This window comes from Rhizobium sp. H4, from assembly GCF_003013335.1.
In the GTDB taxonomy this organism is placed as follows: Bacteria; Pseudomonadota; Alphaproteobacteria; order Rhizobiales; family Rhizobiaceae; genus Rhizobium; species Rhizobium sophoriradicis.
In genome coordinates, this window is the sequence record NZ_PSOW01000011.1 from 32,713 (window position 1) to 56,538 (window position 23,826).

Genomic DNA, 23,826 nt, shown 5'->3' on the forward strand with positions numbered 1-23,826 from the left:
ACACACCTGTGATTGTTGCCCTGATGAAGATTGCCACCACGCTCTTGCGGATTTCGATCAGAAGCTTCGAGAGAGTGTGAACCAAAGGCCTGCCTCGGTGTTTACAGACATGCCTCACTTCTCCGAAAGGACCGACCGATGCAAAGAGTTCTCCTATCAGGCATTGTCCTTGCCGCGCTTACCGGCTCCACCTTCGCACAACAATCGCCACCTCCACCTTCCGCCGCAACGCCACCCACCGCGACCGAGCCTAGCTCGCCTCCGCCGCCGCCAGCCCCGCCGGCTCAGCCCGCTCCCGATGATGACGAGCGGATGATGGGCAGCCCGAATGCACGGTCCGGAGATCGCCCGGACTACCGGTGGCACGGTTCGAAGGGCGACATGGGTTTCCGAGATTTCCGCGGCCATCGCATGCCGCGGCCGTCGAAGGCCGCCCATTTCCAGATTGAGGACGGAAACACACGGATCGATCTGAAATGCGCCGAGGACGAACCGATGAAAGCCTGTTCCGACCTGCTGCTGGAGGTGATTGATCGCCTGCAGGGCCAGAACTAGCCTTTTTCGGCAGTCGCGTTTGCCGACCGGCGAAGGCAACTGATCGCTACTGCTCGAACTCGATGCAGCGGACGTTGCCGCGTGGTTGAAAGCATTGACCGCCCAAGCCTCGCGCCAGCTTCGGTTTCTTGTCAGAGGGCGAGGGTGAGATGCGGGATGCGTCGACTGGATCCGTGTTCAGCAGTGCGCCGCCCGCCAAGCGGCCGGTGGCTGAGCGAAGGCGCGGGAGAAGGCGCGGTTGAAGGCAGCTTCGGTGGCGTAGCCGGCGTCATAGGCGATCGCTGCAATCGGCTGGCTTGTCGTGGCCAGTGCCACGCTTGCCAGATAGAGCCGCCAGTCTCTGATATAGCGGATCGGCGATGTCGCAAGCATCGTTTGAAAGCGTTCGGCGAGCGCGCTGCGCGACGATCCCGATGCTGCGGCCAGCAGCTCCAGCGACCAGTCACGCCTGGGATCGTCGTGGATCAGGGAGAGGCAGCGCGAGAGCGCAGGGTCGGCCAGCGCTGCCAGCAAGCCAATCGCGTGAGGTTTGGCCATCATGATCTGATGGCGCAGGATCTCGATGAAGATGATTTCGGTCAACCGCGGCAGCATCGAGATGCCGCCGGCGCGCGGGCTATCGACCTCCTCGACCATCTGGCGGATAGTGGCGCGCAGCCAGTCGCGATCATTGGCCGCCCGCGTCCTGACATGGATCATTTTCGGCAGCGCCTGGCGCAGCGGCGCAAAGCTCAGCCCATCCCATTGCAGATAGCCGCAGAGCAGCCGCACGCTTTGCGCCGCCTCGCCATAGCGCAGCACCGGAATCTCCCGCCACGGCTTCTGCGGCAAGTCGCGGGTCGGCAGCACCAGCGTGCCATTTTTTCCCACACCCAGCTGATGTCCGGTGCCGAAGGGAAAGACTAGGACGTCGCCGGCTTCCAGATCGGTCTCTTCGTCTTCCGCTTTCAACCAGCAACTGCCCGCCACGACGATATGGAACGGCATGGTGCCCGTAGCACTTGCCGAGAGGCCTGCAAGCGACGGCGCGGCATCGGTCTGCCAATCGCCAGTCGGCATGAAGCAGAACTGCAGTGATCCCGAAAGACGGATCGTCGAAAGCAGCGCCGACAGCACGTCATCACGGGTGACGCCGCCCTCAGTACCTGGATTTTCGGACAAGGCTTCACGCATTCCGGCCAAATACGCGCGCGGCGCACCCTCCTATCATGGTCGCGTTCAGTCCAAGCAATCTTGAATTCAACTGGGAGAATACTATGCAAAGCCAAAGCGATAAACTGGTCGTGCTCGTCACGAAGGGCATCGAATCCGAACTTTCCTCCGTCGCCTTCACCATAGCCAATGGCGGGATTACCGCCGGGCTCAAGGTTTCGGTGTTCCTCACCAGTACCGGGATCGACCTGGTGCGCAAGAGCGGCCAGCGGATGACGCATGTGCCGCCGCTCGATCCGCTCTCGACATTGATTGAGAATTTCCAGCAGCGCGGCGGCTCAATCTGGGCATGCCCGCCCTGTGTGGCTTCGCGCGGCTATACGCAGGAGGACCTGCTCGATGGCGTCGTCATCGTCGGCGCCAGCGCCATGCATGCCGAGATCAGGCAAGGTGCCGCGACGCTGTCGTTTTGATCAGTCAGACCGGGTGGGAGCATATGCCAGCACTATTCTTGCATTCGGCAATATACTCGTGAGATTGTACACTTATACATGTGATGAAGCGTGATGAGGGCGGTGCGGAGGCTTCAATGACATCCGTGAGGGTCAATGAGCTGATATCGGTGGCGGGGCAGCCCGATGCCGCCGGCCTTGCCGCTTTCGCGGCCGAAGGTTTTGCCGCCGTCATCAATGCCCGGCCAGATGGCGAGGAGCCGGGGCAGCCGGGCAATTTGGCGGAAAAGGCTGCCGCCACCGCCGCTGGGCTTTCCTATAGCTTCGTGCCGGTGAAGGGGAGCGAGATCACCGAGGCAGATATACGCGCCTTTCAGGCGGCGATGGCCGAGGCGAAGGGGCCTGTCGTCGCCCATTGCAAGAGCGGCATACGGGCGCTGACACTTTATACGCTGGGTGAGGTGCTCGACGGGCGCATGGAGCCCGGCGATGTCGAGCTCTTCGGCCAAAGCCTCGGTTTCGATCTTGCCGGCGCGCGCCGCTGGCTGGAGAGGCGAGCGGCGCAGACGGCGGATGTGAAGGCCTTCTTCCATCCCGCCACATGGAGCGTGCAATATGTCGTTGCCGATGCCGCCATGGGACGCTGCGCCATCATCGACCCTGTGCTCGACTTCGACGAGACCTCGGGGGCGACGGGCACGTCAAGCGCCGATGCCATCCTTGCCGACATCGAAAGCCGGGGGCTGGCGGTCGCGTGGATCCTCGACACGCATCCGCATGCCGACCATTTTTCCGCCGCCCATTACATCAAGGGAAAGACCGGCGCGCCGATAGCCATCGGTGCCCAGGTCACCGAGGTGCAGAGGCTCTGGAAGGAGATCTATAACTGGCCGGCTCTCGCAACAGACGGCTCGCAATGGGACCGGCTGTTTGCCGATGGCGACAGGTTCGAGATCGGCGGGCTTGAAGCTCGCGTTATGTTTTCGCCCGGCCACACGCTCGCTTCCGTCACTTATCTGGTCGGCGACGCCGCATTCGTGCACGACACGGTGTTCATGCCGGATTCCGGCACGGCGCGCACGGATTTCCCCGGCGGCAGCGCGGCCGCTCTGTGGAGTTCGATCCAGGCGATCCTGTCGCTGCCAGACGAGACCCGCCTCTTTTCCGGTCACGACTACCAGCCTAACGGGCGTCACCCGCGCTGGGAGAGCACGGTCGCAGCCCAGAAACGCGACAATCCCCACATAGCAGGCAAGGACGAAGCCGCCTACGTGGCACTCAGGCAAGCGCGCGACCGCACACTGCCGAAACCGAAGCTGATGCTGCACGCGCTGCAGGTCAATCTCCGCGGCGGGCGGCTGCCGGAGCCGGAGGGGAACGGGCGGCGATATCTGAAGATACCGCTGGATGCGTTGTAGGGTTGACGGTCGAGAGACACTTTGAGAAAGGAGTTCCCCGTGTCCAAGGACTGGGGCACGCTAGGTTCCTGCGGCATCCCTAGGGCGAAGCCTGAGGGCACGGGAATGCGCAGGCATTATCTCACGATCCGGACCAGAAGATCGTGATCTGGGCCGCACCGCTACATTTGTCGATGATGTCGCCACTGTTGCAGATCGGGGAGGAAAGGCTGTAGCCGCCGCTGGTCGCCTGGTTCGATATCCAGACATCGCCGGCCTGGAAGCCGTTCGGATCGCGATTGACGACCAGTTCCGCGATCAAGTTGCCGGACTGATCCTTGACCCATATCGGCGCATCCAGATACATGCGCGACGTGGCTAGCAGCGTATCCGAGCCGTAGGGCGGCAAGGGCGCCGTGCTCACTCCAGGCAGCAGGCTCGGCCGAAGAAAAGCGCCGCTCCCGTCGATGACTTCATAGCCGACTGTCAGCACATTGGGCGTCTGGTTGCAGATCGTCAGGACGACATTGTGCGTGCCTTCCCAATAGGAGGTGGCAAAGCCCCAACCGTTGCAGGACTGGAAGAAGTCGGACCGAGCAACGCCGTTGCCCCATACATGTTGTTGCATCAAATCGCTGTCGGGATAGGCCTCCCAACTATCCTGCCCCGCGATCCAGTATTTCACCCAGGTACCGCCGCCGCCCGGCGTGACCCACTGCGCTTCGCTCGGTACGCCGTTCACGGGGCTGTCGTCGTTCTGGTAGTAGAAATAGATCTGGAACTTGGCCGGCAGCAGCATCTGCAGGGCGGAGATCTCGAAACCGGGAAGTGAATTGTCGACCAGCGTTGCGGTCTGTCCGGAAGGCCAGCTCAGCGTGTTCGGCCCGGTCGCCATCGACGCGGCATAGAAGGCCTGCATCTTGCCCCAGTCGGAGAGGATGATGGTTTCCATCAGGCCGGCGGCGTCCGTCGTCGATTGGAAGGCCGTCCCAATGTCGTCCCACAATTTGGCGTATGCCACTTGGAACGGGTCCGCCGAAATCGTGGTGCTGACGTTGGCGGCGTTGGTGGCGACGTTAATGCATCCCTCCATCACATTGCCGATGATCGATGCCGTCGATACGGCCTCTTCTCCGCCCGGAACCGCTTCCAGCACGGTATAGAGGATGCCTTCGAAAACCGACAGGATCAGGCCGCCGATGCTCATGCTGCTGCCCTCCTCCAACCCGGCAAGTGTGCCGATGGCGAGCCCACGATCGGTGCAGCTCGTCTGAAGGCTTGTCTGGTAGGCGCGGAATTCGTCGAAGAACTGGCGTACGCTGTCGGCCCGGGTGATCTCCTCTCCCAGCTCGGCCACCACGGCATTCCAGGCGGTCTGGTCCAGCTCCGGCGGGCAGGGCATGGTACTGATCGTCGTGTGCAAATCCGAAAGTGAGATGGTGAGGTTGGCATATTCGCTGCGGATGTCGGCGATGCCGAGGGCGTTCATGATATAGGCATAGACCGAGGCCTCCTCATCCAAGAAAGCCGGGAACGGCTGCGGGCTCTGCATCACGATCGTGTTCAGTGGATTGTCCGGCGCCAGTTGCCATTGGAAACTCGCCGGCGGATCGGAGCCCCCGGCCGCACCGATGACAGCCAACGGCCCCGTTCCCGGCTGCAGCGAATCCGGCTGGCCATCAATGCCGAGGGAAAGGCCGGTGTCCGGATTGCCGATCACGCCGGAAGGGCCGAAGTTCCAGGTCTGGCCGCTCTCAGGGCTGAGCGCCGACTGAATGACGACGGGGCCGCCGTCGCTTTCCGCCGCTCCGAGCAGCAGCGACCGGTTCATGGCGCTGAGAATGCGGCCGTCGCTGGTGATCTGCCACATCGAATTGCTCGAATCCGCCTCGAGCTGCCAGACGATAACATCCGTGCCTGGGCTTTCGTCGGCGCCCTTGACATTCAGCACGAAGGTCGTGCCGTCACCGTCGGTAAGATTGCTGACGATGTAGCGCCAGGCGCTGAATTGCTGCTGGATCGCCTGCATGTTCGGGGCCGTCCACCAGGATTGCGTCGCCGGCGGACCGTCCTCGGCCGGCGAAAGCTGGACCAGCGCTCCCTGGAGCGGCTCGGCCGAGGCTGCCGTTATTACGGACCCGTCCTCGGCGGCGATGGTGCCCTGCGCGGTGAATGACCAGTAGGCGGGCGTCGCCGAGATGACGAGGCCGCTTCCCTCCGGCGACGGAGCGAGATATAGGCCGGAACCGAGCGCGCTCACCACCGAGCCGTCGTCGCCGATCGCCCAGAGCTCGTTATCGGCCCCGCCCTGCCAGCCCCAAGTTATGATCGGCGTTCCGGGTGCGCTGCCGGCGCCCTGGACGTTGAGACCATAGCTGACGCCGTCCGTGCCGGAGGCGGTCTGGATGAAATACCAACTGGTCATGATGGCCTCCGAAACGGTGAGATCTTACAATTCTTCACGGTGAGGAGCCTACAGCCATCGCAGGTGTCTTCAAAATATAATACCATAACGTGTTTCATTTTCGATATGAATGGTTCTCAAATCGCTGCCGTGGTTCTGCGCGCCTTCTCAGGAGGGATGCCGTGTTGCGAGGCGCTGTACTGATATGGTGCAGGTGGTGCCCCCAGGTATTGCCGGCGTCGGCGCCGGGCATTGGAGGCGGGGATTGTTCCGATATCCCGCGGCGGCCTCGTGCTTCCTCCGGCGACGTCCGTGCCTTACATATTAATCTCGTCGCGATCCGGCCTCGCTAGTCTTTTCGCGCAGTTCGGCTATTATTCCCAGTGGTTGAAGGGAGTCTACGATGCTCGAACGAAATCAGCTTCCCCTGCGCCCTGCCGTGCCTGGTTTGGCGGTCGCCTGGGTTGTCGTCATTGCCGGTGCGAGCGTGGTTCTCAGCCTGTTTTTTGCCTGCGTCACACCCTTCGTGGCGCTTTCGGCGGTTTCGGCGGTTGTGCTGCCGCGGCGGATGGCGGTGGCGGCGGTGCTGCTTGCTTGGCTCGCCAACCAGATGGTCGGGTATCTCGTGCTCGATTATCCCGAGACCTGGGAAAGCTACGCCTGGGGGCTTGCGATCGGGATTGCGGCTTTCGCATCACTTACAGCAGCGCTTTTCGTGCTGCGCCTTGCGGCCGGTCTCACCGTCACGATGTCGGGCGCCTTCCTTGCCGGCTTCATCGCCTATGAGGGCGTGCTTTTTGCCGCAACGGCGGTGCTTCCGTCCGGCGACGGGGCGTTTTCGGCAGCTGTTGTGGCCGAGGTTCTTTTGATCAATTCTCTGGCCGCGGTCGGACTCATCTGCCTGCATGCCGGCGCGGCGGCTAGCCGCGCGCTTGTCGCGGCACAGCCGGCACCGGCACTGCTTTAGGTCTTCGTCTCCACACTTGTCGTCGGTCCAAAACTGCTGCGCGCCTTCGCAACGGGCCGGCGCCCTCAGCAATGCGCGAAGATGGGTTGAGATCATGGTCGGCAACGGCTATCTGGTTCCGACCCGCAAGCGGACCGGCCGCGAACGACAAGGCGCATAGCTCCCATGATCCCCGATTTTCTCGTCACCCATTCCGGTGGTTTCCATGCCGACGAACTGCTGTCGAGCGTCATCCTGACCCGGCTTTTCCCGCAGGCGCGCCTGATCCGCAGCCGGGCGCCGGAGTGGATCACGCCAGGGCAGGACCGGATCATCTATGATGTCGGCGGAGTTTATGACGCCGATGCCGGCATATTCGATCATCACCAGCGCGGCGCGCCGTTGCGCGACGATGGCCAGCCCTACAGCTCGTTCGGCCTGATCTGGAAACATTACGGCCGCGACTATCTCGCTGCTTGCGGCCTTCCCGCAGACCACGTCGAAGCCTTGCACGGCTCTTTCGATGCGAGCTTCGTGCTGCCGATCGACCTGACCGACAATGGCGCGCTTAGCCCCTCGGGGCCATTGGCGGGCCTGACGCTGCCGGCGCTGCTCGAGACCCTGAAACCGGTTTTCGACGAAGCGGAGCCGGATGCCGACGATCGCGCCTTCCACGCGGCCCTTGCCATTGCCCGCAGTTTCGTCGAGGCCAAGATCGCTCAGACCGCTGCAAAATTGCGGGCCGAGGCGATCGTGCACGAGGCTATCAAGGCTGCGGGGCAGGGCCATATTCTGGAACTGCCGAGGGGGATGCCCTTCCGTCCTGCTATCGTCAAGGCCGGTGCCGATCACCTGCTGTTCGTCGTCCACCCGCGCGAAAAGGATTGGTGCGTAACCGGCATCCGCCGCGCCGAGGAGGGGTTCGAGCTCAGGGCCGACCTGCCTGCAGCCTGGGCCGGTCTTGCCAATGGAGAGCTGGCGGCGGTTTGCGGCATAGAGGGCGCGAGCTTCTGCCATAACGGCCGCTTCATCGCCGCCGCCAGGAGCCGCGAGGCGGCGCTTGCCATGGCCGAGTTGGCGGTCAAGGAGGCTCTTTCGATCGGGGTGTAGCGGCCGTTATCCGCGTCGGATCTACCTGATATCAAATGCGTTCAGGTCATTCCAACCGTGGAAGCGATTGACTTGCATCCGCGAAGGACTAATCTTCCTGCTATATCAACCACCACCCACACGCGAGAGATAGTGGACGGTGTGAGTGGCTGGCGACCTTGAGGAGGATGAGGTTTGCCATGGATTATCGTGTCGTTCTGCTGATTGGTGCAGCTGTGACTGCCTTTGCTCCCGCTAACGCCGGGGCGCAGGAGGGCGACGCTGCGGCGGGCGCCGTTGTTTTCAAGAAGTGCGCGACCTGTCATGTCGTCGATTCAGATACGAACAAGGTCGGCCCGTCTCTGAACAAACTGTTCGGCAGGAAGGCCGGGACGCATCCCAATTTCGCCTACTCGGCCGGAATGAAGGCGGCCGGCGAAGGCGGTCTCGTCTGGGACGAGACGGTGTTGCGCGAATATCTGCACAATCCGAAGGCGAAGGTGAAGGGCACGAAGATGGCCTTTGTCGGCGTGAAGGACGAAAAGGAGATCACCGATCTCATCGCCTATCTCAAACAATATTCGCAGTGACGGGCAAGAATCCCAGACGGCAATACTCCGAATGACGGGTTCGCGGCCGGCGACGAATGGCTAAATCGCCTTAATTGCGATATTTTCTATCTGTGCGATAATAAACACGGACTTTTTGCGGAATGCGGTTTCACGGGTCAACCTGCTCGAGGAGGAGCGGAAATGGCTGTCGTGCTGATCCTCGTCCTGATTGTCGTCGGCTCCGTGCTGTTTCATGTGCTGAGCCCGTGGTGGTGGACGCCGATCGCGTCCAACTGGACCTATATCGACACTACCCTTGTCATCACCTTCTGGATCACCGGCATCGTCTTCGTGGCGGTGGTTTCGTTCATGGCCTATTGCGTCTTCCGCTTCCGGCACAGGCCGGGCAACAAGGCGCATTACGAGCCTGAAAACCGCAAGCTGGAGGTGCTGCTGGCATCTGGAACTGCGGTCGGCGTCGCGGCGATGCTGGCGCCCGGCCTCATCGTGTGGAACCAGTTCATATCGGTGCCTGCCGATGCCGCATCGGTCGAGGTCGTCAGCCAACAATGGCTGTGGAGCTTCCGTCTGCCGGGAGCGGACGGAAAACTCGGCCGTGCCGAGACGCGCGACGTCAGCCCGGAAAACCCGCTCGGTCTCGACAAGAACGATGCAAGCGGCCTCGACGATGTCATCATCGAGGGCGGCGAGCTGCATCTGCCGATCGGCAAACCGGTGCACATTTTGCTGCGCTCCGTCGATGTGCTCCATGATTTCTACGTGCCGGAGTTCCGCGCCAAGATGGACATGATCCCCGGCATGATCACCTATTTCTGGTTCACGCCAACGCGGACGGGGACCTTCGACATCCTCTGCGCCGAACTCTGCGGCGTCGGCCATCCGCAAATGCGCGGCACTGTCGTCGTCGAAAGCGACGCGGATTATCAGACCTGGCTCGGGCAACAGCAGACATTCACCCAGCTGACGGCGTCGGCTGGGCCGGCGAACTGACGCGACCAGGACGGCCGGAGGCCGCAAGCCGGTTCAGGGAACCAGCGGGGAAAGGGAAGAGAGATCATGGTCGAGATTCCATCCGGCAGCATCCCATCCGCCGAAGTCGAGGATGTCGAACTTTACCATCCACACAGCTGGTGGACGAAATATGTGTTCAGCCAGGACGCCAAGATCATCGCCGTACAATATTCACTGACGGCGATCGCGATCGGCCTGGTGGCGCTGGTGCTCTCCTGGCTGATGCGGATCCAGCTTGCCTTTCCCGGCTATTTCACCTTCATCGATGCCGATCATTATTACCAGTTCATCACCATGCACGGAATGATCATGGTGATCTATCTCCTGACCGCGCTCTTCCTCGGCGGCTTCGGCAATTACCTCATTCCGCTGATGGTCGGCGCCCGCGACATGGTGTTTCCCTACGCCAACATGCTGAGCTACTGGATTTATTTGGTGGCGGTGCTGATCCTCGCCGCAGGCTTTTTCGTCCCCGGCGGCCCGACGGGGGCAGGCTGGACGCTTTATCCGCCGCAGGCGGTTCTCTCAGGCACACCAGGCGGCAGGGACTGGGGCATCCTGCTGATGCTCACCTCGCTGATCGTCTTCATCATCGGCTTTACCATGGGCGGGCTGAACTATGTGGTGACCGTGCTGCAGGGGCGGGCGCGCGGCATGACGCTGATGCGGATGCCGCTCACCGTCTGGGGCATCTTCACCGCGACCGTCATGGCGCTCTTGGCCTTTCCCGCCCTCTTCGTCGCCTGCGTGATGATGATGTTCGACCGCCTGCTCGGCACCAGCTTCTTCATGCCCGCCATCGTCGAAATGGGCACGCAGCTGCAGCATGGCGGCGGCAGCCCGATCCTGTTCCAGCACCTGTTCTGGTTCTTCGGGCATCCCGAGGTCTATATCGTCGCGCTGCCAGCCTTCGGCATCGTTTCGGACCTGATCAGCACGCATGCGCGCAAGAATATCTTCGGCTACCGCATGATGGTCTGGGCGATCGTCATCATCGGCGGCTTGAGCTTCGTCGTCTGGGCCCACCACATGTATGTCAGCGGCATGAACCCCGCCTTCGGCTTCTTCTTTGCCACCACGACGCTGATCATCGCCGTCCCGACAGCGATCAAGGTCTATAACTGGGTGCTGACGCTCTGGCGCGGCGATATCCACCTGACGCTGCCGATGCTGTTTGCGCTCGCCTTCATCGTCACCTTCGTCAATGGCGGCCTGACCGGCCTCTTCCTCGGCAATGTCGTCGTCGACGTGCCGCTGTCGGATACGATGTTCGTCGTCGCGCATTTCCACATGGTGATGGGTGTCGCGCCGATCCTCGTCATCTTCGGGGCGATCTATCACTGGTATCCGAAGGTGACGGGACGCATGTTGAACGACGTGCTCGGCCATATCCACTTCTGGATCACCTTCCTGGGCACCTATGCGATCTTCTTTCCGATGCATTATCTCGGCCTGCTCGGCGTGCCGCGCCGCTATTTCGAGATGGGAGAGGCGGCCTTCGTTCCGCCTTCGGCGCATACGCTGAACATTTTCATATCGGTCATGGCGCTCGTCGTCGGGGCCGGGCAGGTGGTCTTCCTGTTCAATCTGGTCTGGAGCCTTTTCCGGGGCAGAGAGGCGGGCGGCAATCCGTGGCGGGCGACGACGCTCGAATGGCAGACGCCGCAGACGCCGCCGGCGCACGGCAACTGGGGCAAGGACCTGCCTGTGGTCTATCGCTGGGCCTATGATTACAGCGTGCCTGGTGCCGCAGAGGATTTCATTCCGCAGACGGTGCCGGCAAGCGGCGACGTCACACGGGAGCGTCCGACATGAACGTCACGCTGATCTTCCTCGCGGCCATCGCCGCCATCATCATCTGGTGGTTGGCGGGGCAGCGGCTGACCTCGAAGCCCTGGCTCGAAACCGGCTCGGTGCAGCTGCCGGATCACGTCGGCACTGAGCGGCCCGCGCCGGCGGTTAAGATCGGTCTCTTCGTATTTCTTGGCGTCGTCGGTGCCGTCTTCAGCCTTGCCGTCAGCGCCTATTTCATGCGTGCAGCGTCGGCGGACTGGTGGGCGACGCCGGTTCCGCGTCTGCTCTGGGTCAACACGGCGGCACTCGCCCTGAGCAGCGCCGCGCTGCAATGGGCCAGACGCGAAGCGCTGCATGGCCGCGTGGAACGCCTGCGGCCGGCGCTTGCCGTCGCATTTGCTCTTGCCGTCCTCTTTCTCGCCGGACAGATCCAGGCATGGCGCGAGCTGACGGCGGCTGGATACGTGCTGGCCGACAATCCCGCCAACAGTTTCTTCTATATGTTGACCGGTCTGCACGGCCTGCACATTCTCGGCGGGCTGGCGGTGCTGGGTCACACGACCCTGCGCGCTTTCGCGACCGACATCGCGTCGGACAGGCTCAGCCTCAGCGTCGACCTTTCGGCGATCTATTCGCATTTCATGCTTGCCGTCTGGCTGCTGCTGTTTGTGCTCTTTGCCGGGTGGGCGAATGATTTCGTCGATCTCTGCCGCACATTGCTGAGCTAGGGGCGCAACCGGGAGAATTGCAGATGGCACATCCTGTCCAGACACACGGCGAGCCGGGTCTCAGGCCGGTCGGCTTGCGCGGCGTCGCCGCCGATTTCGCCTCGGACCAGCGCGCCTTCAAGACCGCCTCCTGGGGCAAGGCGATGATGTGGATATTTCTGCTCAGCGACACTTTCGTCTTCGGCTGTTTCCTGCTCGCCTATATGACCGCCCGCATGTCGACGCCCGTTGCCTGGCCCAATCCGAGCGAGGTCTTCGCGCTGCATATCGGCGGCCAGGACGTGCCGCTGATCCTGATCGCGATCATGACCTTCGTGCTGATCTCGAGCAGCGGCACCATGGCGATGGCGGTCAATTTCGGCTATCGCCGCGACCGCGGCAGGACCGCCGTCCTGATGCTGCTGACAGCGCTTCTCGGGGCATGTTTCGTCGGCATGCAGGCCTTCGAATGGACCAAGCTGATCACCGAAGGCGTGCGCCCCTGGGAGAATCCATGGGGGGCGGCACAGTTCGGCTCGACCTTCTTCATGATCACCGGCTTTCACGGCACCCACGTCACGATCGGCGTCATCTTCCTCCTCATCGTCGCCCGCAAGGTCTTGCGCGGCGATTTCGACGTGGAGCGGCGCGGCTTCTTCACCAGCCGGAGAGGCCAATACGAGGCCGTCGAGATCATGGGTCTTTACTGGCACTTCGTCGACCTGGTCTGGGTCTTCATCTTCGCGTTTTTCTATCTGTGGTGAGGTCGTCATGAGCGAGACAACGGCGCATGGGCAAAGCCAGACGGTGCATGTACAGGCACATAGCGGGCAACAGCACCCGATCCGGCTCTATCTCTTCGTCTGGGGCCTGCTCTTCGTGCTCAGCGCCCTTTCCTACATGGTCGATTATCTCGGGATCCAGGGTTATCTCAGGTGGACGCTGATCCTGGTATTCATGATGCTGAAGGCGGGGCTGATCGTCGCCGTCTTCATGCACATGGCCTGGGAACGGCTGGCGCTCGTCTACGCCATCCTGCTGCCGCCGGTGCTGGTGCTGGTCTTCGTTGCGCTGATGGTATCGGAATCGCAGTATACCATCTTCACTCGGCTCGCTTTCTTCGGCGCGACGCCGTAGAACCGGTCTTCGGAACAGAGGTGCGACATCGCCGACTGCCGCCCGCTCAATCCGGACTGCTTCGAACTTTTATCAAAATGTGCCGACATCTCGCCCGGGGGCGCCTATGGCTGAAATCTTGCTGTTCCATCACGCACAGGGGCTGACGCCTGGAGTGCGCGCCTTCGCCGATGATATCAGGGCTGCAGGCCATATCGTGCACACGCCTGACCTGTTCGACGGACGCACATTCGGAAGCATCGAGGAGGGGCTCGGCTATATCGGCGAGATCGGATTCCACGCCATCCGGGAACGCGGCGTGCGGATTGCCGACGAACTGCCTGCCGAACTTGTCTATGCCGGCTTTTCATTCGGCGTGCTGCCGGCGCAGAAGCTGGCCCAAACACGGCCAGGAGCCCGTGGTGCTCTGCTTTTCTATTCCTGCCTGCCGATAAGCGGCGAATGGGCCTTCGGACCCTGGCCCGATGGTGTGGCGGTGCAGATCCACGGCATGGACAACGACCCGATCTTCGTCGGCGAGGGCGACATCGATGCGGCTCGCGAGATCGTCGAGAAGGTCGCGGACGCGGAGCTCTTTCTCTACCCCGGCGACCAGCACTATTTCGCCGATAGCTCGCTTGCGTCCTATGACGCGGATGCGACCGCGCTCCTCACGGCGCGCGTGCTTGCATTCCTGCAACGCGTCTAGCTCGGCCGGCGGCGGCCAATTCAAAAGAATTTCTCCTGAAAACGCGTTCTAAAACACGATGGAGGTCGCGTCGCGCGACGATGTCGGCAATGATGGCACCTATCCGTGACCCCGATCCCGCCAGGCCATGCTGTTCATTCCGCTTCCCTTCGTCGTCGCCCTCCTTCTGCTCATCCTCTTCGTCGTCGTCCTCAGACGCGACGAGGAGGGCCAACCCAACCGGCCGTTTCTGGTGCTGATCCTGCTGAGCGCGCTGCAATCCATCCTCTCCGGCTTGCGTTGGGGCTATGGGATGCAGGCGGTCGGCGTGATCGCTCCCGTCATCGCGGCGACGGTGCCGCCGCTCGCCTATGCCGGCGTTTCCAGGCTGGTGAGGACGAGCTGGCGGCCGCTTGCGGGACGGCTGGGGCTGCATGCCGTGCCTGCCGTCCTCATACTGCTGCTGGTGGCGTTCTGGCGGGAGGCGATCGACATTGCGCTGGTGCTGATCTTCGTCGGGTACGCCCTGGCGATCCTGCTGCTGATGCGCCCGGGCGCAGATGCGCTTCGGCTCGCGCCTTTCGAGGGAGCGGTGCCGGCCTATCGGGCCATCATCTTCGCGGCGGCGGCGCTCTGCCTGTCGGCCGCGGTCGATACCTTCGTCTTCTTCGACTTCACCTGGGCACATGGCGAGCACGCGCTGACCGTGATCAGCCTCGGCAATCTCGCCGCCCTCGTCATTCTCGCAACCGCGGCGGCGGCTGCCAGCCGAAGCCGGGCGCCGGCCGAAACGGCGGAGGCGGCGGCGAGGCCGGAGGCGAGCGAAGACAAGGAGACGATCGCTACCGTGGACGCGCTGATGGAGACAAGGAAACTTTATCGCGACGCCAATCTCAATCTCGACCGGCTCGCCCGCAAGGCCGGCATCCCCGCGCGCCAGATCTCGGCGGCGATCAACCGGGCGATGGACAAGAACGTCTCACAATATGTCAACGATTACAGGATCGGCGAAGCCTGCCGCCTGCTTTCGGCCACCGAGAAATCGGTGACCGACGTGATGTTCGACGTCGGCTTCCAGACCAAGTCCAACTTCAATCGCGAATTCCGCCGGGTGACGGATATGACGCCACTTGCCTGGCGGCAGAAGAAGGCGGAGGGGTAGACTAATACGAGGGTTCGTGAGCCTCGACCTCTCTCCGCCCTCATCCTGAGGCGCCCCGCAGGGGCCTCGAAGGACGAGGGCGGCCACTGGCGTTTCATCGGCAAATGGAGGGCTGTAGCGCCCAGCCACCCGCCCTAGTGGTTCGAGACGGCCCTGTGGGCCTCCTCACTATGAGGGCTGATTGGTGCGCCCTGCGGCTCGGCTCTCGGCGGCAGGGCGCCAGCGTTCGCTGGGTGAGGCAAGCCGTGCCTTCTCTCCGCCCTCATGCTGAGGTGCCCCGCAGGGGCCTCGACGGACGAGGCCGGGCGCTGCCAGGTACACGATCGCGATCGAGGCCGTCCCGGATCGTGTTCGAGGTCGCGATTTCTGCCGGGTCGGCGATGTTGGCCGGTATGAACACGACATCAGAACATGATCGAACCCTTGCCGCCCAGCTGAGATCGCTGTCGATCGAACCTGCGGCCTTCGAGACGGAGCTGCCGGAGCCTCGTGCCCAGCGGCGCATGATCCATGGCGCTATGTTCGTCCTTGCGGCGACGGCATCGCTGGCGGTCGTCGCTCTCTATGGACCTCGGACGCTGGAGCGTATCGAAGCTGCGATTGCGGGTGGGGCGGGCGACCACCCTGCGATATCCGCTCATGAGGTGCCGGCCAGGGGCGGTGCGATCGTCGAGGGAATGCGGCCTGCGGCCGACGATGGGGCGAAGACCAGGGCCGCGCCGTCCCGCGAGGTTACCGGTTCCGGCTACGTCGTGGCGCCCGATGTCGCCACGGTCTTTTCCAAATATGAAGGCCGGATCGTTACGGTTGAGGTCGAGGCGGGCGACAAGGTCGTGGCGGGACAGGTGCTGGTGCGGCTCGATGATGCCGGCGCCCGGTTTGCGCTCCGCGGTGCGGAGATATCGGAGCGGGCGGCGAAGCTGGCGCTTGATGCGAGGAATATCGCGCGGGTGCAAGCGCGGTCTTCCCTCACGCGCATCGGACGGCTTGCCGGGCGCGATGCGATGTCGGCGCAGGCGCTGGAGGAGGCGAAAACCACTTACGACACGGCCGAGAATGGCGCGGAGCAAGCCCGGCAGGATCTCGCCAAGGCCAGGCTCGATATCGACAGGGCGCGCGAGCAGGTCGAGGCGCTGACCGTGCGAGCGCCGATTTCGGGCACCGTGACGCGGCTCGACGCGCATGTCGGCGACACCGTGTTGTCGCGCGAGGACAGCGTGCGGGAGAATGAAAGCCTGCTTGCGATTACCGATACGGCGAAGATGGTCATCGATGCGGATGTGGCCGAAGCCAATATCGCGCTGATGCGGCCGGGCCTCTCAGGCGAGGCGGTGCTCGACGGCTTTCCGGGGCAGCCCTTTGCAGTCGAGGTGGCGAAGATCGCGCCCGTCATATCACGGGAGAAGGGGACGGTGACGCTGCGCCTGTCGCTTACGTCGCCGCCTTCCGGCATGCGGCCTGCGATGGCGGCGCGCATTCGGCTTGTGGTGGGTGAGGGGAGCGCGGGCGCTCTTCACCCGCCCCCGTCCTTCGAGGCTCCGGCCGTTGGCCTACCCACCTCAGGATGATCCTTCGAGGCGATCCTGCGGATCGCACCTCAGGATGAGGGCGGCCTCTGCGATAGCGACAATCCATCACCAAGGAGCAAAGCAATGACCGACAGCCAAGACCCCTTCATCGCGCTCGCCGGCGTCGGAAAGGCGTTCAGGATCGGGACAGAGACGATCCCGATTTTCTCCGGACTCGACCTTTCCATTCCGCGCGGCGACTTCGTTGCTGTCATGGGGCCGTCCGGCTCGGGGAAATCAACGCTGCTGAATATGCTCGGCGGCATCGACAGCCCCGATGCCGGCGAGATCCGGATCGGGCGCAGCCATCTCGAGCAGATGGGCGAAGGCGCAAGGGCGGCCTGGCGGGCACACAGCATGGGCATCGTCTTCCAATTCTACAACCTGCTGCCGATGCTGAATGCGGCGGAGAATATCGAGCTGCCGCTGCTTCTGAAGCCGCTCGGGCGCAAGGAGCGGCGGGCCCGCGTCGATACCGTCATGGACCTCGTCGGGCTTGCCGGCCGGCAGCGGCAGTTTCCCTCCAGCATGTCGGGCGGGCAGCAGCAGCGTGTCGGCATCGCGCGCGCCATCGTCGGAGATCCCGATCTTCTTCTCTGCGACGAACCGACCGGCGATCTCGATCGAAGATCGGCCAATGATATCCTGGAGATGCTGAGCTTTCTCAATCGCGAGCTTCAGAAGACGATCATCATGGTCACGCATGATCCCGAGGCCGCCGCCTTCGCCCGGCGCACGCTGCATCTCAACAAGGGGGAATTCGTCAGCGAGGAAAGGGCCGGCCGATGACCTTCTTCGAGCTCATGCGGCGCAATGCCTGGCGCAAGCGGCTGCGCGCTATCCTGCTGATGTTTTCGATCGGCGTCGCCTTCCTGATCTACGGGCTGACGGCGAGCTTCGTTGCCGGCAGCCAGGGAGCGGCGGGCGCCAGCGACAACCTGCTCGGCGTCTTCAACAAGGCAGGCCGCGGGCTGCCGCTGCCGCTTGCTTATCTCAGCCGGATCGCCGCGGAGGACGATGTCGCCGCCGTCGCCTATACCGCGCGCATGCGGGGCTTCGTCGAGGTCGAGAAGAATGTGGTTGTCGTCAGCGCCGTCGAGCCGCAGGCCATTGCGGCGGCCAACGGCGAAGAACTCGGGCTGACGCCGGAGCTGACCGCGGCGCTCGAAGAGGGCGGCGACCGCGTGTTGGTCGGCAGGGCGCTGGCGGAGGCTCAGGGCTGGTCGGTCGGCCAGCGCATCGGCTTTACCGGCCAACTGACCAGGGCCGACGGCAGCCGGAACTGGAACTTCACCATCGCCGGCATCTTCGAGGGCGGCGATGCCGGCACCGACACCTATTTCATGCTGGCTCGCTATGACGCGCTCAATGCCGCGCGTGCGCGCGACAAGGATACGGTCGACGCCTTCGTGGTGCGTCCGCGCCCGGGCGTGTCGCCAGGCATACTGGCGGCGCGGATCGACGCTCTGTTCGCCAATTCGGCGGCGCAAACAAGGACGCAATCGGAAAAGCAATTCCTCGAGGCGTTTCTCAGGCAACTCGCCGATGTCCGCCTCATCGTCAGCCTCGTCGTCGGTGCGGCCTTCGTCACCATCCTGATGATCGCGATCAACACCATGCTGTTTGCCGTGCGCGAGCGTCGTTTCGAGATCGGCGTTATGAAGGTGCTCGGCTTTTCCAGTGGGCGGATCATGGCGCTTGTCGTCGGCGAGACGCTGTTCATCTTCGTTCTCGGCGGCGCAGGCGGGCTCCTTCTCGCCAAGCTCGCGACGCTTTCGATCGGGCCGGAATTCGGCCTCGTTTTCGGCGCGACCCTTCTCATCAAATCTTTCGCCATCATCGCGGGGCTCGGCCTGCTGACCGGGCTGTTGCCTGCGATCAGCGCCATGCGCCTGCCGATCATCAACGCCTTCAGAACGAGATAGTCCAATGTCGTCAGCGCTCAAGCAGATCTTTCTCATGATCAGAGTCAATCTCGGCAGTCTGCCCCGGCGGCTCGCGATCTCGCTGTCGATGGTGCTGTCGGTCACCCTCGTCGTGGCGGTGTTGGCGGGCTTTCTGGCGATGGCGCGCGGCTTCGAGGCCGCGCTTGCCGGCGCCGGCTCGCCCGATATCGCCATCGTTCTCGGCGGCGGCACCAACCAGGAGACGGGCTCGGAGGTGCCGGCCGAAGCAATCCGCAGCCTTGCCGCCATGAGCGGCGATACCGGGATTGCTCGCAACGGAGCAGGCGAGCCGGCTTTGTCAAGCGAAACCGTCGTGCCCGTCGATGTCAGGCAAGGCGACGGCACGGAGCAGACGCTGTCTTTGAGGGGCATGGACGTGACCGGCCCTGCCTTGCGCGAGCGCGCGCGGCTCTCGCAAGGGCGGCTGTTTTCGCCGGGTGCGCGCGAGATCGTTGTCGGCGACCGCATCGCGGACACCTTCCCCGGCTTTGCGGTCGGCGACACGATCCGGCTCGGTGCGCTCGACTGGAGGATCGTCGGGCAGTTCACGTCGGACGGCAGCGCTTTTGAATCCGAGTTTTGGGCGGATCTGGAGCCGGTGCAGTCGGCCTTCGACCAGCACGGGCAGGTGCAGAGCCTGCGGGTGCGGCTCGATGGCGGAGGCGATCCCTCAACAGCACTGGCGGCCTTGCGCGATCGCCTGTCGTCCTTGCCCGGCACGCCGCTCGCCGCCGTCTCGGAGATCGATTTCTATGCCGGCCAGGCCGAGCGGACCGCGAGCCTCATCCGAGTGTTCGGCTGGCCGATTGCCCTGTTGATGGCGATCGGAGCGACGGCGGGCGCCTTTAATACGATGATGAGCTCGGTCTCCGACCGTAGCGTCGAGATCGCTACTCTGCGCCTCCTCGGTTTCGCCCGGCTGCCGATTTTCGCGGCGAGCTGGGTGGAGGCGGTCCTGCTCTCGCTGGCGGGCGCCGGCCTCGGCGTCCTCGCCTCGAGGCTGGCTTTCGACGGTTGGCAGGCAAGCACGATGGGCGCCAACCACACCAAGATGGCTTTCCAGCTCGAGGTTACGCCTGATGTGATCTTGACTGCCGGGCTGCTCGGGCTCGCGGTCGGCATGATCGGCGGCGCCCTGCCGGCGCTGGCGGCCGCGCAGCTGCCACTGCGTGCGGCGTTGCGGGCGAGGGGGTAGGGTGCTCCTCATTGTCTGTCGCTCGCGCCAGCCTTCCCTTAGGGCGAATCACCTGCTTGCGTAGTCCGAACGAGGTAGACCGGCGGCGTTACAACCGCGATTTATTCGCCCCGAAGTCGTTGATTTCTCGGCCTGGGTTGCAGCTATCTCGACCTGGCCGACATTCGGCCGATTGACTGGGGAAGAAAGCGGAAGGACCTTCTCGCTGCCGCATTGACAACATCTTCTCGCCTTCTTGCCATGGACGGTTGCCCCGCCGCGTTCCGATCAGCCGACCCCGGCCGACCGCGCGGCGACATAGCGATCCGACGAACAGGGCAACATGGCGATATGACAATCTACTATGTGAACTCAGCGACTGGTTCCGACCGCAACAGCGGAACGGGCCAGAACTCGGCTTTTGCGACTTTGTCCAAAGTTGAATCCTTGACGCTGAAACCGGGCGACAGCGTGCTTCTCGCCAAGGGGAGCGTGTTCAACGAGCAGTTCGATATCAAATATTCCGGCAGCGCCGATGCGCCGATCAAGATCGGCAGTTACGGCACGGGCGCGGCGCCTGTCATTCATGGGGGCAATGACGGCGTCCACAGTCTTTACGCCTCGAACATCGTCATCGAGAACCTCAAGATATCAAACACTGGCGGTGCGGCCATCTATGGCGGCAATGTCTCGAATTGGACGGTGCGCAACGTCGAGATCGACAAGGCGGGATCGTCGGCCGAAGCAGGTTCGGTGACCTTTCGCAGCAGCAAGAACATCACGATCGAAGACAGCAAGATCTCGGGCGTCAAAGGCGACGGCATCTGGATCGAAAAGGTCGATGGCGTCAAACTCCTCAACAATACGGTGACCAACAGCCATGGCGCCAGGGCCGATGCCGTCCAGGTGAACGACAGCAGCAATATTCTGATCCAGGGCAATCATCTCGATCAGACGCAAGCCGATAGTTCGAAAGGCGTCATAGCGCTGGTGCGAGCCACCAATGCAGTGATCGAGGACAATACGCTGACCGGCGGCGGCTTCGGCATCAGCGCCCCCGCGGGCAAGAATGTCGCCATCCGCGACAACGACATATCGGGCTTTCACGGTTACAGCTGGTCGTTCGCCATCGGTCTCGGCGATCAGGGTAATAGCAGAGATTACGATATAGCAGGCAACCATATTCATGACGGGGCGTGGGGCGTGGTCGTCACCGCTCCCGTCGACGGCACGAGCTATGTCCGCAGCGGTATCAAGGTCCATGACAATGTCTTCGACGACCTCACGCAGTCGGCGCTGAAAGTCGACCGGCCGGCATCCGGCTCATTCTACAACAATACGATCGAAAGCGGCGTCGACGTCTACAGCATGTCGCCTGCCGTCGCCGACGCGCGTACCTTTTCCATCAGCAACAACCATACAGTCGCCAATGTCGAGACGGCGCTGGCAACGACTGCCACCACGGCGGCGGCAACGACGGACGCGATGGCGGATCCGGCGGTTGTCGCGGTTCATGACAATTTGAAGATCTTCACGGATACGGGCGAGGCCCATCGCGGCAATCTCCTGGAAAACGACAGCTCCGACAATGGAACCCTGGCGCTTCGCCGCTTCGGCGACGAAAGCGTCGGCAAGCACGGCCTGACCCTGACCGGGGAATACGGCACTATCCATGTCGACCGGGATGGCAGCTATGCCTATACGCTCGATGAGACGAAGCTGCCTGCCGATCATGACGGACATGTGAGCGAAACCTTCAGCTACGGGGTCAACGATGGCACCTCGCAGCATAAGGACTGGGATACGCTGACCGTCTTCATCCATATGGATGGCCTGCTGAGCTGAGGGGTGGGCTATCCAGCCCGATCTCTCTCCGACCTGACGCAGAGGCGCCCTGGACGGGCGCCTCCCCCAGCCGCCGTCGCTGTTCGGCCAGCGAGCGCTCGTCGGTATATTGTCCAACTCCCGTAACGTAAATTGTCAGACGTGGCGTTACCGTTCGTTCACCTTTCAGTCGTTGTTTTCTGGATTATTTTCTTAAAAGTTGTATTCCTTGTGATGTAGCCACCGCCAGGCACATCTCGGGAGCGAGGCAGGCCCATTGCCTGTCGCCGCCATAACGGCAATCGAACGCCATCCTATATGGCCTCAGCCCCCGACCGCATCCGATCCACGCGCTGCAGCCGTTTGAGACGGCTGAGCGACAATGCGAGAACAAGGCGATATGACAATTTATTATGTGAATTCAGCGACTGGCGCGAACACAAACGCCGGTACCAGCGAGGACGCGCCCTTTGCGTCGTTCTCGGCGGTGGAAAGCCTGAAGCTGCAGCCTGGCGACAGTGTCCTGCTCGCAGCCGGAAGCGTGTTCAACGATCAGCTCGACCTGAAATATTCCGGCACTGTCGATGCCCCGATCACCATCGGCAGCTACGGCATCGGCGACGCCCCCGTCATCCATAGCCCCAATGACGGCATTCACAGCCTCTATGCGTCGAACATCGTCATCGAGAACATCGCTATCTCTGACACATCGGGCGCGGCTATCTACGCCGGTTATGTCTCAAATTGGACCGTGCGCAATGTCGAGGTCGACCACACCGGATTGTCCAAATCCGGTTCGATCACCTTCCGGACCGGCTCGAACATCACCATCGAAAACAGCACCATCAACGACGTCAACGGCGACGGCATCTGGATCGAGAAGATCAACGGCGTCACTCTCCTCAACAATACTGTCACCAATGCCCATGGCACCGCGGCAGATGCCGTCCAACTAAACGACAGCAAGAACATCGTCATCAGCGGCAATACTTTTGATCAGACCGGGGCGGTGACGCCAAAGGGCGTGCTGACGCTGGTGCGGCCCGTGGATGCGGTGATCGAGGGAAATACGATTATCGGCGGCGGCTTCGGGATCAGCGCGCAGGCCGGCACCAATGTCACCATCCATGACAATGATATCTCCGGCTATGGCGGCTACAGCTGGTCTTACGCCATCGGCCTGGGTGACCAGGGCGATACCCGCAACTACGATATCTCCGGCAACTATATCCATGACGGCGTGTGGGGCGTGTCGGTCAGCGCAGCCGGCACGATGACCTATGTTCGTGACGGCATCGATATTTACGGCAACCTGTTCGATGACCTGACGCAGGCGGCGCTGAAGGTCGACCGACCCGCATCCGGATCCTTCCACGACAATTTCATTGCGAGCGATGTCACGCCTTACAGCATCTCCCCCTCGATCATTGCCGCAGGCACCTTTCCCGTCAGCGACAACACGACCATCGAAGAAGGTGGTGTCACACTTGCAAGCGCCGACAGTCTGGCCGCCACGGATGCCAGCATCAACCTCGTGTCGGACACCGGGCTCACATCCCATGACGGCCTGAAACTCAGCGCCGACAAAACCGCATCAGACAAGGCGGGCGCCCAGCACGACGATCCTGTCGGAGAAAACGGCGTGTCGGATGGAACCTTGCTGCTGCGTCATTTCGGCCAGGCGGCCTTCGAAAAGCACGGGCCGACCCTTGGCAACGGCGATCACGGCGTCACGATCGAAGCTGCCGATCTCGTCGGCCCGGAAAACGGCAGCGGAATTTTCCATCAAGAGATCGCAGCTCAGCCGTTTCATCATTCACAAGCTGACGCGCCGACCGTCTCCATCCTGCAAGACGGCATGCTGCACTGAGGGTAGCCGGTCCCATCGCCGCTACGACTAGGATGATTTTAGGCCCGGTCGGCCTAGAATCTGAATCCTGTTCTGCATTAAAGGGTTCTAGATGCCGTAGCGGCAGGACACTCAGCGCTCGCCGAACAGGCTCCGCAAGACGTCGGCTTCGATTTCCGCACAAATGATCTCATATTCAGCGATGATGGCAGGATCGGCCGATCTATCCTTGCGCATGCGGTCGAGGACGGAGCAGGCTTCGCCATAGGCGCCGCACAATTCGTAGAGATGGGGCCGGCTCGCTGCGGCGGCTCTGATCGTCGCCCGCGTGGCGGGCAATCTCATCATCAGCCTGGCCAGCCCCTGTTCGGCGGCATGCCTGGCAATGGGAGCGATGCCTTCTTTTCTGATCATGCGTCA

At 62.6% G+C, this 23,826-nt stretch carries 22 protein-coding genes; 19 read left to right on the forward strand and 3 right to left on the reverse strand.

The features are described 5' to 3' along the window. The first annotated feature begins 138 nt into the window (after nucleotides 1-138). Nucleotides 139-555: a hypothetical protein gene (locus C4N04_RS17945; protein ID WP_077989404.1), complete on the forward strand. Its 417-nt coding sequence runs from the start codon at nucleotides 139-141 to the stop codon at nucleotides 553-555. A 177-nt stretch (nucleotides 556-732) separates the two neighbouring features. Here the strand turns inward: C4N04_RS17945 and C4N04_RS17950 are convergent, their stop codons facing one another. Beyond that, nucleotides 733-1,728, reverse strand: a complete 996-nt coding sequence (locus C4N04_RS17950) for an AraC family transcriptional regulator (RefSeq protein ID WP_106796653.1) — start codon at nucleotides 1,726-1,728, stop codon at nucleotides 733-735. A gap of 83 nt (nucleotides 1,729-1,811) precedes the next feature. Between C4N04_RS17950 and C4N04_RS17955 the strand changes: the two genes are divergently transcribed. Continuing rightward, entirely contained in the window at nucleotides 1,812-2,180 is a 369-nt protein-coding gene (locus C4N04_RS17955; RefSeq protein WP_009994894.1) for a DsrE family protein, read from the forward strand. A gap of 116 nt (nucleotides 2,181-2,296) precedes the next feature. Next, nucleotides 2,297-3,577, forward strand: coding sequence for a bifunctional sulfur transferase/dioxygenase Blh (gene blh, locus C4N04_RS17960; RefSeq protein WP_009994892.1), 1,281 nt, complete (start codon nucleotides 2,297-2,299; stop codon nucleotides 3,575-3,577). 121 nt (nucleotides 3,578-3,698) lie between these two features. On the opposite strand, the gene C4N04_RS17965 is transcribed toward blh, so the two are convergent. Further along, the gene (locus C4N04_RS17965) at nucleotides 3,699-5,981 is read right to left on the reverse strand and encodes a hypothetical protein (RefSeq protein WP_106796654.1); all 2,283 of its coding nucleotides are present in this window, start codon (nucleotides 5,979-5,981) and stop codon (nucleotides 3,699-3,701) included. A 382-nt stretch (nucleotides 5,982-6,363) separates the two neighbouring features. Between C4N04_RS17965 and C4N04_RS17970 the strand changes: the two genes are divergently transcribed. The 16 genes from C4N04_RS17970 to C4N04_RS18045 all read left to right on the forward strand — a co-directional run bounded on the left by C4N04_RS17970 (nucleotide 6,364) and on the right by C4N04_RS18045 (nucleotide 23,427). Next, the gene (locus tag C4N04_RS17970; protein ID WP_106796655.1) at nucleotides 6,364-6,927 is read left to right on the forward strand and encodes a hypothetical protein; all 564 of its coding nucleotides are present in this window, start codon (nucleotides 6,364-6,366) and stop codon (nucleotides 6,925-6,927) included. Between the two features lie 165 nt (nucleotides 6,928-7,092). Then, the gene (locus tag C4N04_RS17975) at nucleotides 7,093-8,016 is read left to right on the forward strand and encodes an MYG1 family protein (RefSeq protein ID WP_106796656.1); all 924 of its coding nucleotides are present in this window, start codon (nucleotides 7,093-7,095) and stop codon (nucleotides 8,014-8,016) included. 179 nt (nucleotides 8,017-8,195) lie between these two features. Further along, nucleotides 8,196-8,585, forward strand: coding sequence for a cytochrome c family protein (locus tag C4N04_RS17980; protein WP_009997013.1), 390 nt, complete (start codon nucleotides 8,196-8,198; stop codon nucleotides 8,583-8,585). Between the two features lie 162 nt (nucleotides 8,586-8,747). Next, nucleotides 8,748-9,557 (forward strand): cytochrome c oxidase subunit II, encoded by an 810-nt coding sequence (locus C4N04_RS17985; RefSeq protein WP_009997015.1) that lies wholly within the window; start codon nucleotides 8,748-8,750, stop codon nucleotides 9,555-9,557. Nucleotides 9,558-9,623: 66 nt separating this feature from the next. Then, nucleotides 9,624-11,393 (forward strand): cytochrome c oxidase subunit I, encoded by a 1,770-nt coding sequence (gene ctaD, locus C4N04_RS17990; RefSeq protein WP_077989401.1) that lies wholly within the window; start codon nucleotides 9,624-9,626, stop codon nucleotides 11,391-11,393. Then, nucleotides 11,390-12,100 (forward strand): cytochrome c oxidase subunit 3, encoded by a 711-nt coding sequence (locus C4N04_RS17995; RefSeq protein ID WP_009991021.1) that lies wholly within the window; start codon nucleotides 11,390-11,392, stop codon nucleotides 12,098-12,100. Before ctaD ends, C4N04_RS17995 begins: the two co-directional genes overlap by 4 nt. A gap of 23 nt (nucleotides 12,101-12,123) precedes the next feature. Beyond that, complete coding sequence (locus C4N04_RS18000) at nucleotides 12,124-12,843, forward strand: heme-copper oxidase subunit III family protein (protein ID WP_106796657.1); 720 nt, start codon at nucleotides 12,124-12,126, stop codon at nucleotides 12,841-12,843. Nucleotides 12,844-12,850: 7 nt separating this feature from the next. Then, complete coding sequence (locus C4N04_RS18005) at nucleotides 12,851-13,216, forward strand: cytochrome C oxidase subunit IV family protein (RefSeq protein WP_009989279.1); 366 nt, start codon at nucleotides 12,851-12,853, stop codon at nucleotides 13,214-13,216. 106 nt (nucleotides 13,217-13,322) lie between these two features. Then, on the forward strand, nucleotides 13,323-13,904 hold the full coding sequence (locus C4N04_RS18010; protein ID WP_106796658.1) for a dienelactone hydrolase family protein: 582 nt from the start codon (nucleotides 13,323-13,325) through the stop codon (nucleotides 13,902-13,904). Between the two features lie 127 nt (nucleotides 13,905-14,031). Next, nucleotides 14,032-15,045, forward strand: a complete 1,014-nt coding sequence (locus C4N04_RS18015) for an AraC family transcriptional regulator (RefSeq protein WP_106796659.1) — start codon at nucleotides 14,032-14,034, stop codon at nucleotides 15,043-15,045. Between the two features lie 347 nt (nucleotides 15,046-15,392). Continuing rightward, nucleotides 15,393-16,613 carry an efflux RND transporter periplasmic adaptor subunit gene (locus C4N04_RS18020; RefSeq protein ID WP_106796660.1) on the forward strand — a complete coding sequence of 407 codons (1,221 nt, stop codon included), beginning with the start codon at nucleotides 15,393-15,395 and terminating at the stop codon, nucleotides 16,611-16,613. A gap of 84 nt (nucleotides 16,614-16,697) precedes the next feature. Further along, on the forward strand, nucleotides 16,698-17,402 hold the full coding sequence (locus C4N04_RS18025) for an ABC transporter ATP-binding protein (RefSeq protein WP_106796661.1): 705 nt from the start codon (nucleotides 16,698-16,700) through the stop codon (nucleotides 17,400-17,402). Next, nucleotides 17,399-18,538, forward strand: coding sequence for an FtsX-like permease family protein (locus tag C4N04_RS18030; protein ID WP_077989397.1), 1,140 nt, complete (start codon nucleotides 17,399-17,401; stop codon nucleotides 18,536-18,538). Before C4N04_RS18025 ends, C4N04_RS18030 begins: the two co-directional genes overlap by 4 nt. Before the next feature lie 4 nt (nucleotides 18,539-18,542). After that, nucleotides 18,543-19,754, forward strand: coding sequence for an ABC transporter permease (locus C4N04_RS18035; protein ID WP_106796662.1), 1,212 nt, complete (start codon nucleotides 18,543-18,545; stop codon nucleotides 19,752-19,754). A gap of 330 nt (nucleotides 19,755-20,084) precedes the next feature. Next, nucleotides 20,085-21,578, forward strand: a complete 1,494-nt coding sequence (locus C4N04_RS18040) for a right-handed parallel beta-helix repeat-containing protein (protein WP_077989395.1) — start codon at nucleotides 20,085-20,087, stop codon at nucleotides 21,576-21,578. A 379-nt stretch (nucleotides 21,579-21,957) separates the two neighbouring features. Next, nucleotides 21,958-23,427 (forward strand): right-handed parallel beta-helix repeat-containing protein, encoded by a 1,470-nt coding sequence (locus tag C4N04_RS18045; protein ID WP_199852479.1) that lies wholly within the window; start codon nucleotides 21,958-21,960, stop codon nucleotides 23,425-23,427. Between the two features lie 111 nt (nucleotides 23,428-23,538). Here C4N04_RS18045 and C4N04_RS18050 read toward each other — a convergent pair whose 3' ends face one another. Further along, entirely contained in the window at nucleotides 23,539-23,820 is a 282-nt protein-coding gene (locus C4N04_RS18050) for a nodulation protein (RefSeq protein WP_106796664.1), read from the reverse strand. Between the last annotated feature and the right edge of the window lie 6 nt (nucleotides 23,821-23,826).

What these genes read in the sequence shown, in the direction of transcription:
- C4N04_RS17945 (WP_077989404.1), top strand. Translation starts at nt 139, where the DNA reads ATGCAAAGAGTTCTCCTATCAGGCATTGTCCTTGCCGCGCTTACCGGC.
- C4N04_RS17950 (WP_106796653.1), bottom strand. Translation starts at nt 1,728, where the DNA reads ATGCGTGAAGCCTTGTCCGAAAATCCAGGTACTGAGGGCGGCGTCACC.
- C4N04_RS17955 (WP_009994894.1), top strand. Translation starts at nt 1,812, where the DNA reads ATGCAAAGCCAAAGCGATAAACTGGTCGTGCTCGTCACGAAGGGCATC.
- blh (WP_009994892.1), top strand. Translation starts at nt 2,297, where the DNA reads ATGACATCCGTGAGGGTCAATGAGCTGATATCGGTGGCGGGGCAGCCC.
- C4N04_RS17965 (WP_106796654.1), bottom strand. Translation starts at nt 5,981, where the DNA reads ATGACCAGTTGGTATTTCATCCAGACCGCCTCCGGCACGGACGGCGTC.
- C4N04_RS17970 (WP_106796655.1), top strand. Translation starts at nt 6,364, where the DNA reads ATGCTCGAACGAAATCAGCTTCCCCTGCGCCCTGCCGTGCCTGGTTTG.
- C4N04_RS17975 (WP_106796656.1), top strand. Translation starts at nt 7,093, where the DNA reads ATGATCCCCGATTTTCTCGTCACCCATTCCGGTGGTTTCCATGCCGAC.
- C4N04_RS17980 (WP_009997013.1), top strand. Translation starts at nt 8,196, where the DNA reads ATGGATTATCGTGTCGTTCTGCTGATTGGTGCAGCTGTGACTGCCTTT.
- C4N04_RS17985 (WP_009997015.1), top strand. Translation starts at nt 8,748, where the DNA reads ATGGCTGTCGTGCTGATCCTCGTCCTGATTGTCGTCGGCTCCGTGCTG.
- ctaD (WP_077989401.1), top strand. Translation starts at nt 9,624, where the DNA reads ATGGTCGAGATTCCATCCGGCAGCATCCCATCCGCCGAAGTCGAGGAT.
- C4N04_RS17995 (WP_009991021.1), top strand. Translation starts at nt 11,390, where the DNA reads ATGAACGTCACGCTGATCTTCCTCGCGGCCATCGCCGCCATCATCATC.
- C4N04_RS18000 (WP_106796657.1), top strand. Translation starts at nt 12,124, where the DNA reads ATGGCACATCCTGTCCAGACACACGGCGAGCCGGGTCTCAGGCCGGTC.
- C4N04_RS18005 (WP_009989279.1), top strand. Translation starts at nt 12,851, where the DNA reads ATGAGCGAGACAACGGCGCATGGGCAAAGCCAGACGGTGCATGTACAG.
- C4N04_RS18010 (WP_106796658.1), top strand. Translation starts at nt 13,323, where the DNA reads ATGGCTGAAATCTTGCTGTTCCATCACGCACAGGGGCTGACGCCTGGA.
- C4N04_RS18015 (WP_106796659.1), top strand. Translation starts at nt 14,032, where the DNA reads ATGCTGTTCATTCCGCTTCCCTTCGTCGTCGCCCTCCTTCTGCTCATC.
- C4N04_RS18025 (WP_106796661.1), top strand. Translation starts at nt 16,698, where the DNA reads ATGACCGACAGCCAAGACCCCTTCATCGCGCTCGCCGGCGTCGGAAAG.
- C4N04_RS18030 (WP_077989397.1), top strand. Translation starts at nt 17,399, where the DNA reads ATGACCTTCTTCGAGCTCATGCGGCGCAATGCCTGGCGCAAGCGGCTG.
- C4N04_RS18035 (WP_106796662.1), top strand. Translation starts at nt 18,543, where the DNA reads ATGTCGTCAGCGCTCAAGCAGATCTTTCTCATGATCAGAGTCAATCTC.
- C4N04_RS18040 (WP_077989395.1), top strand. Translation starts at nt 20,085, where the DNA reads ATGACAATCTACTATGTGAACTCAGCGACTGGTTCCGACCGCAACAGC.
- C4N04_RS18045 (WP_199852479.1), top strand. Translation starts at nt 21,958, where the DNA reads ATGACAATTTATTATGTGAATTCAGCGACTGGCGCGAACACAAACGCC.
- C4N04_RS18050 (WP_106796664.1), bottom strand. Translation starts at nt 23,820, where the DNA reads ATGATCAGAAAAGAAGGCATCGCTCCCATTGCCAGGCATGCCGCCGAA.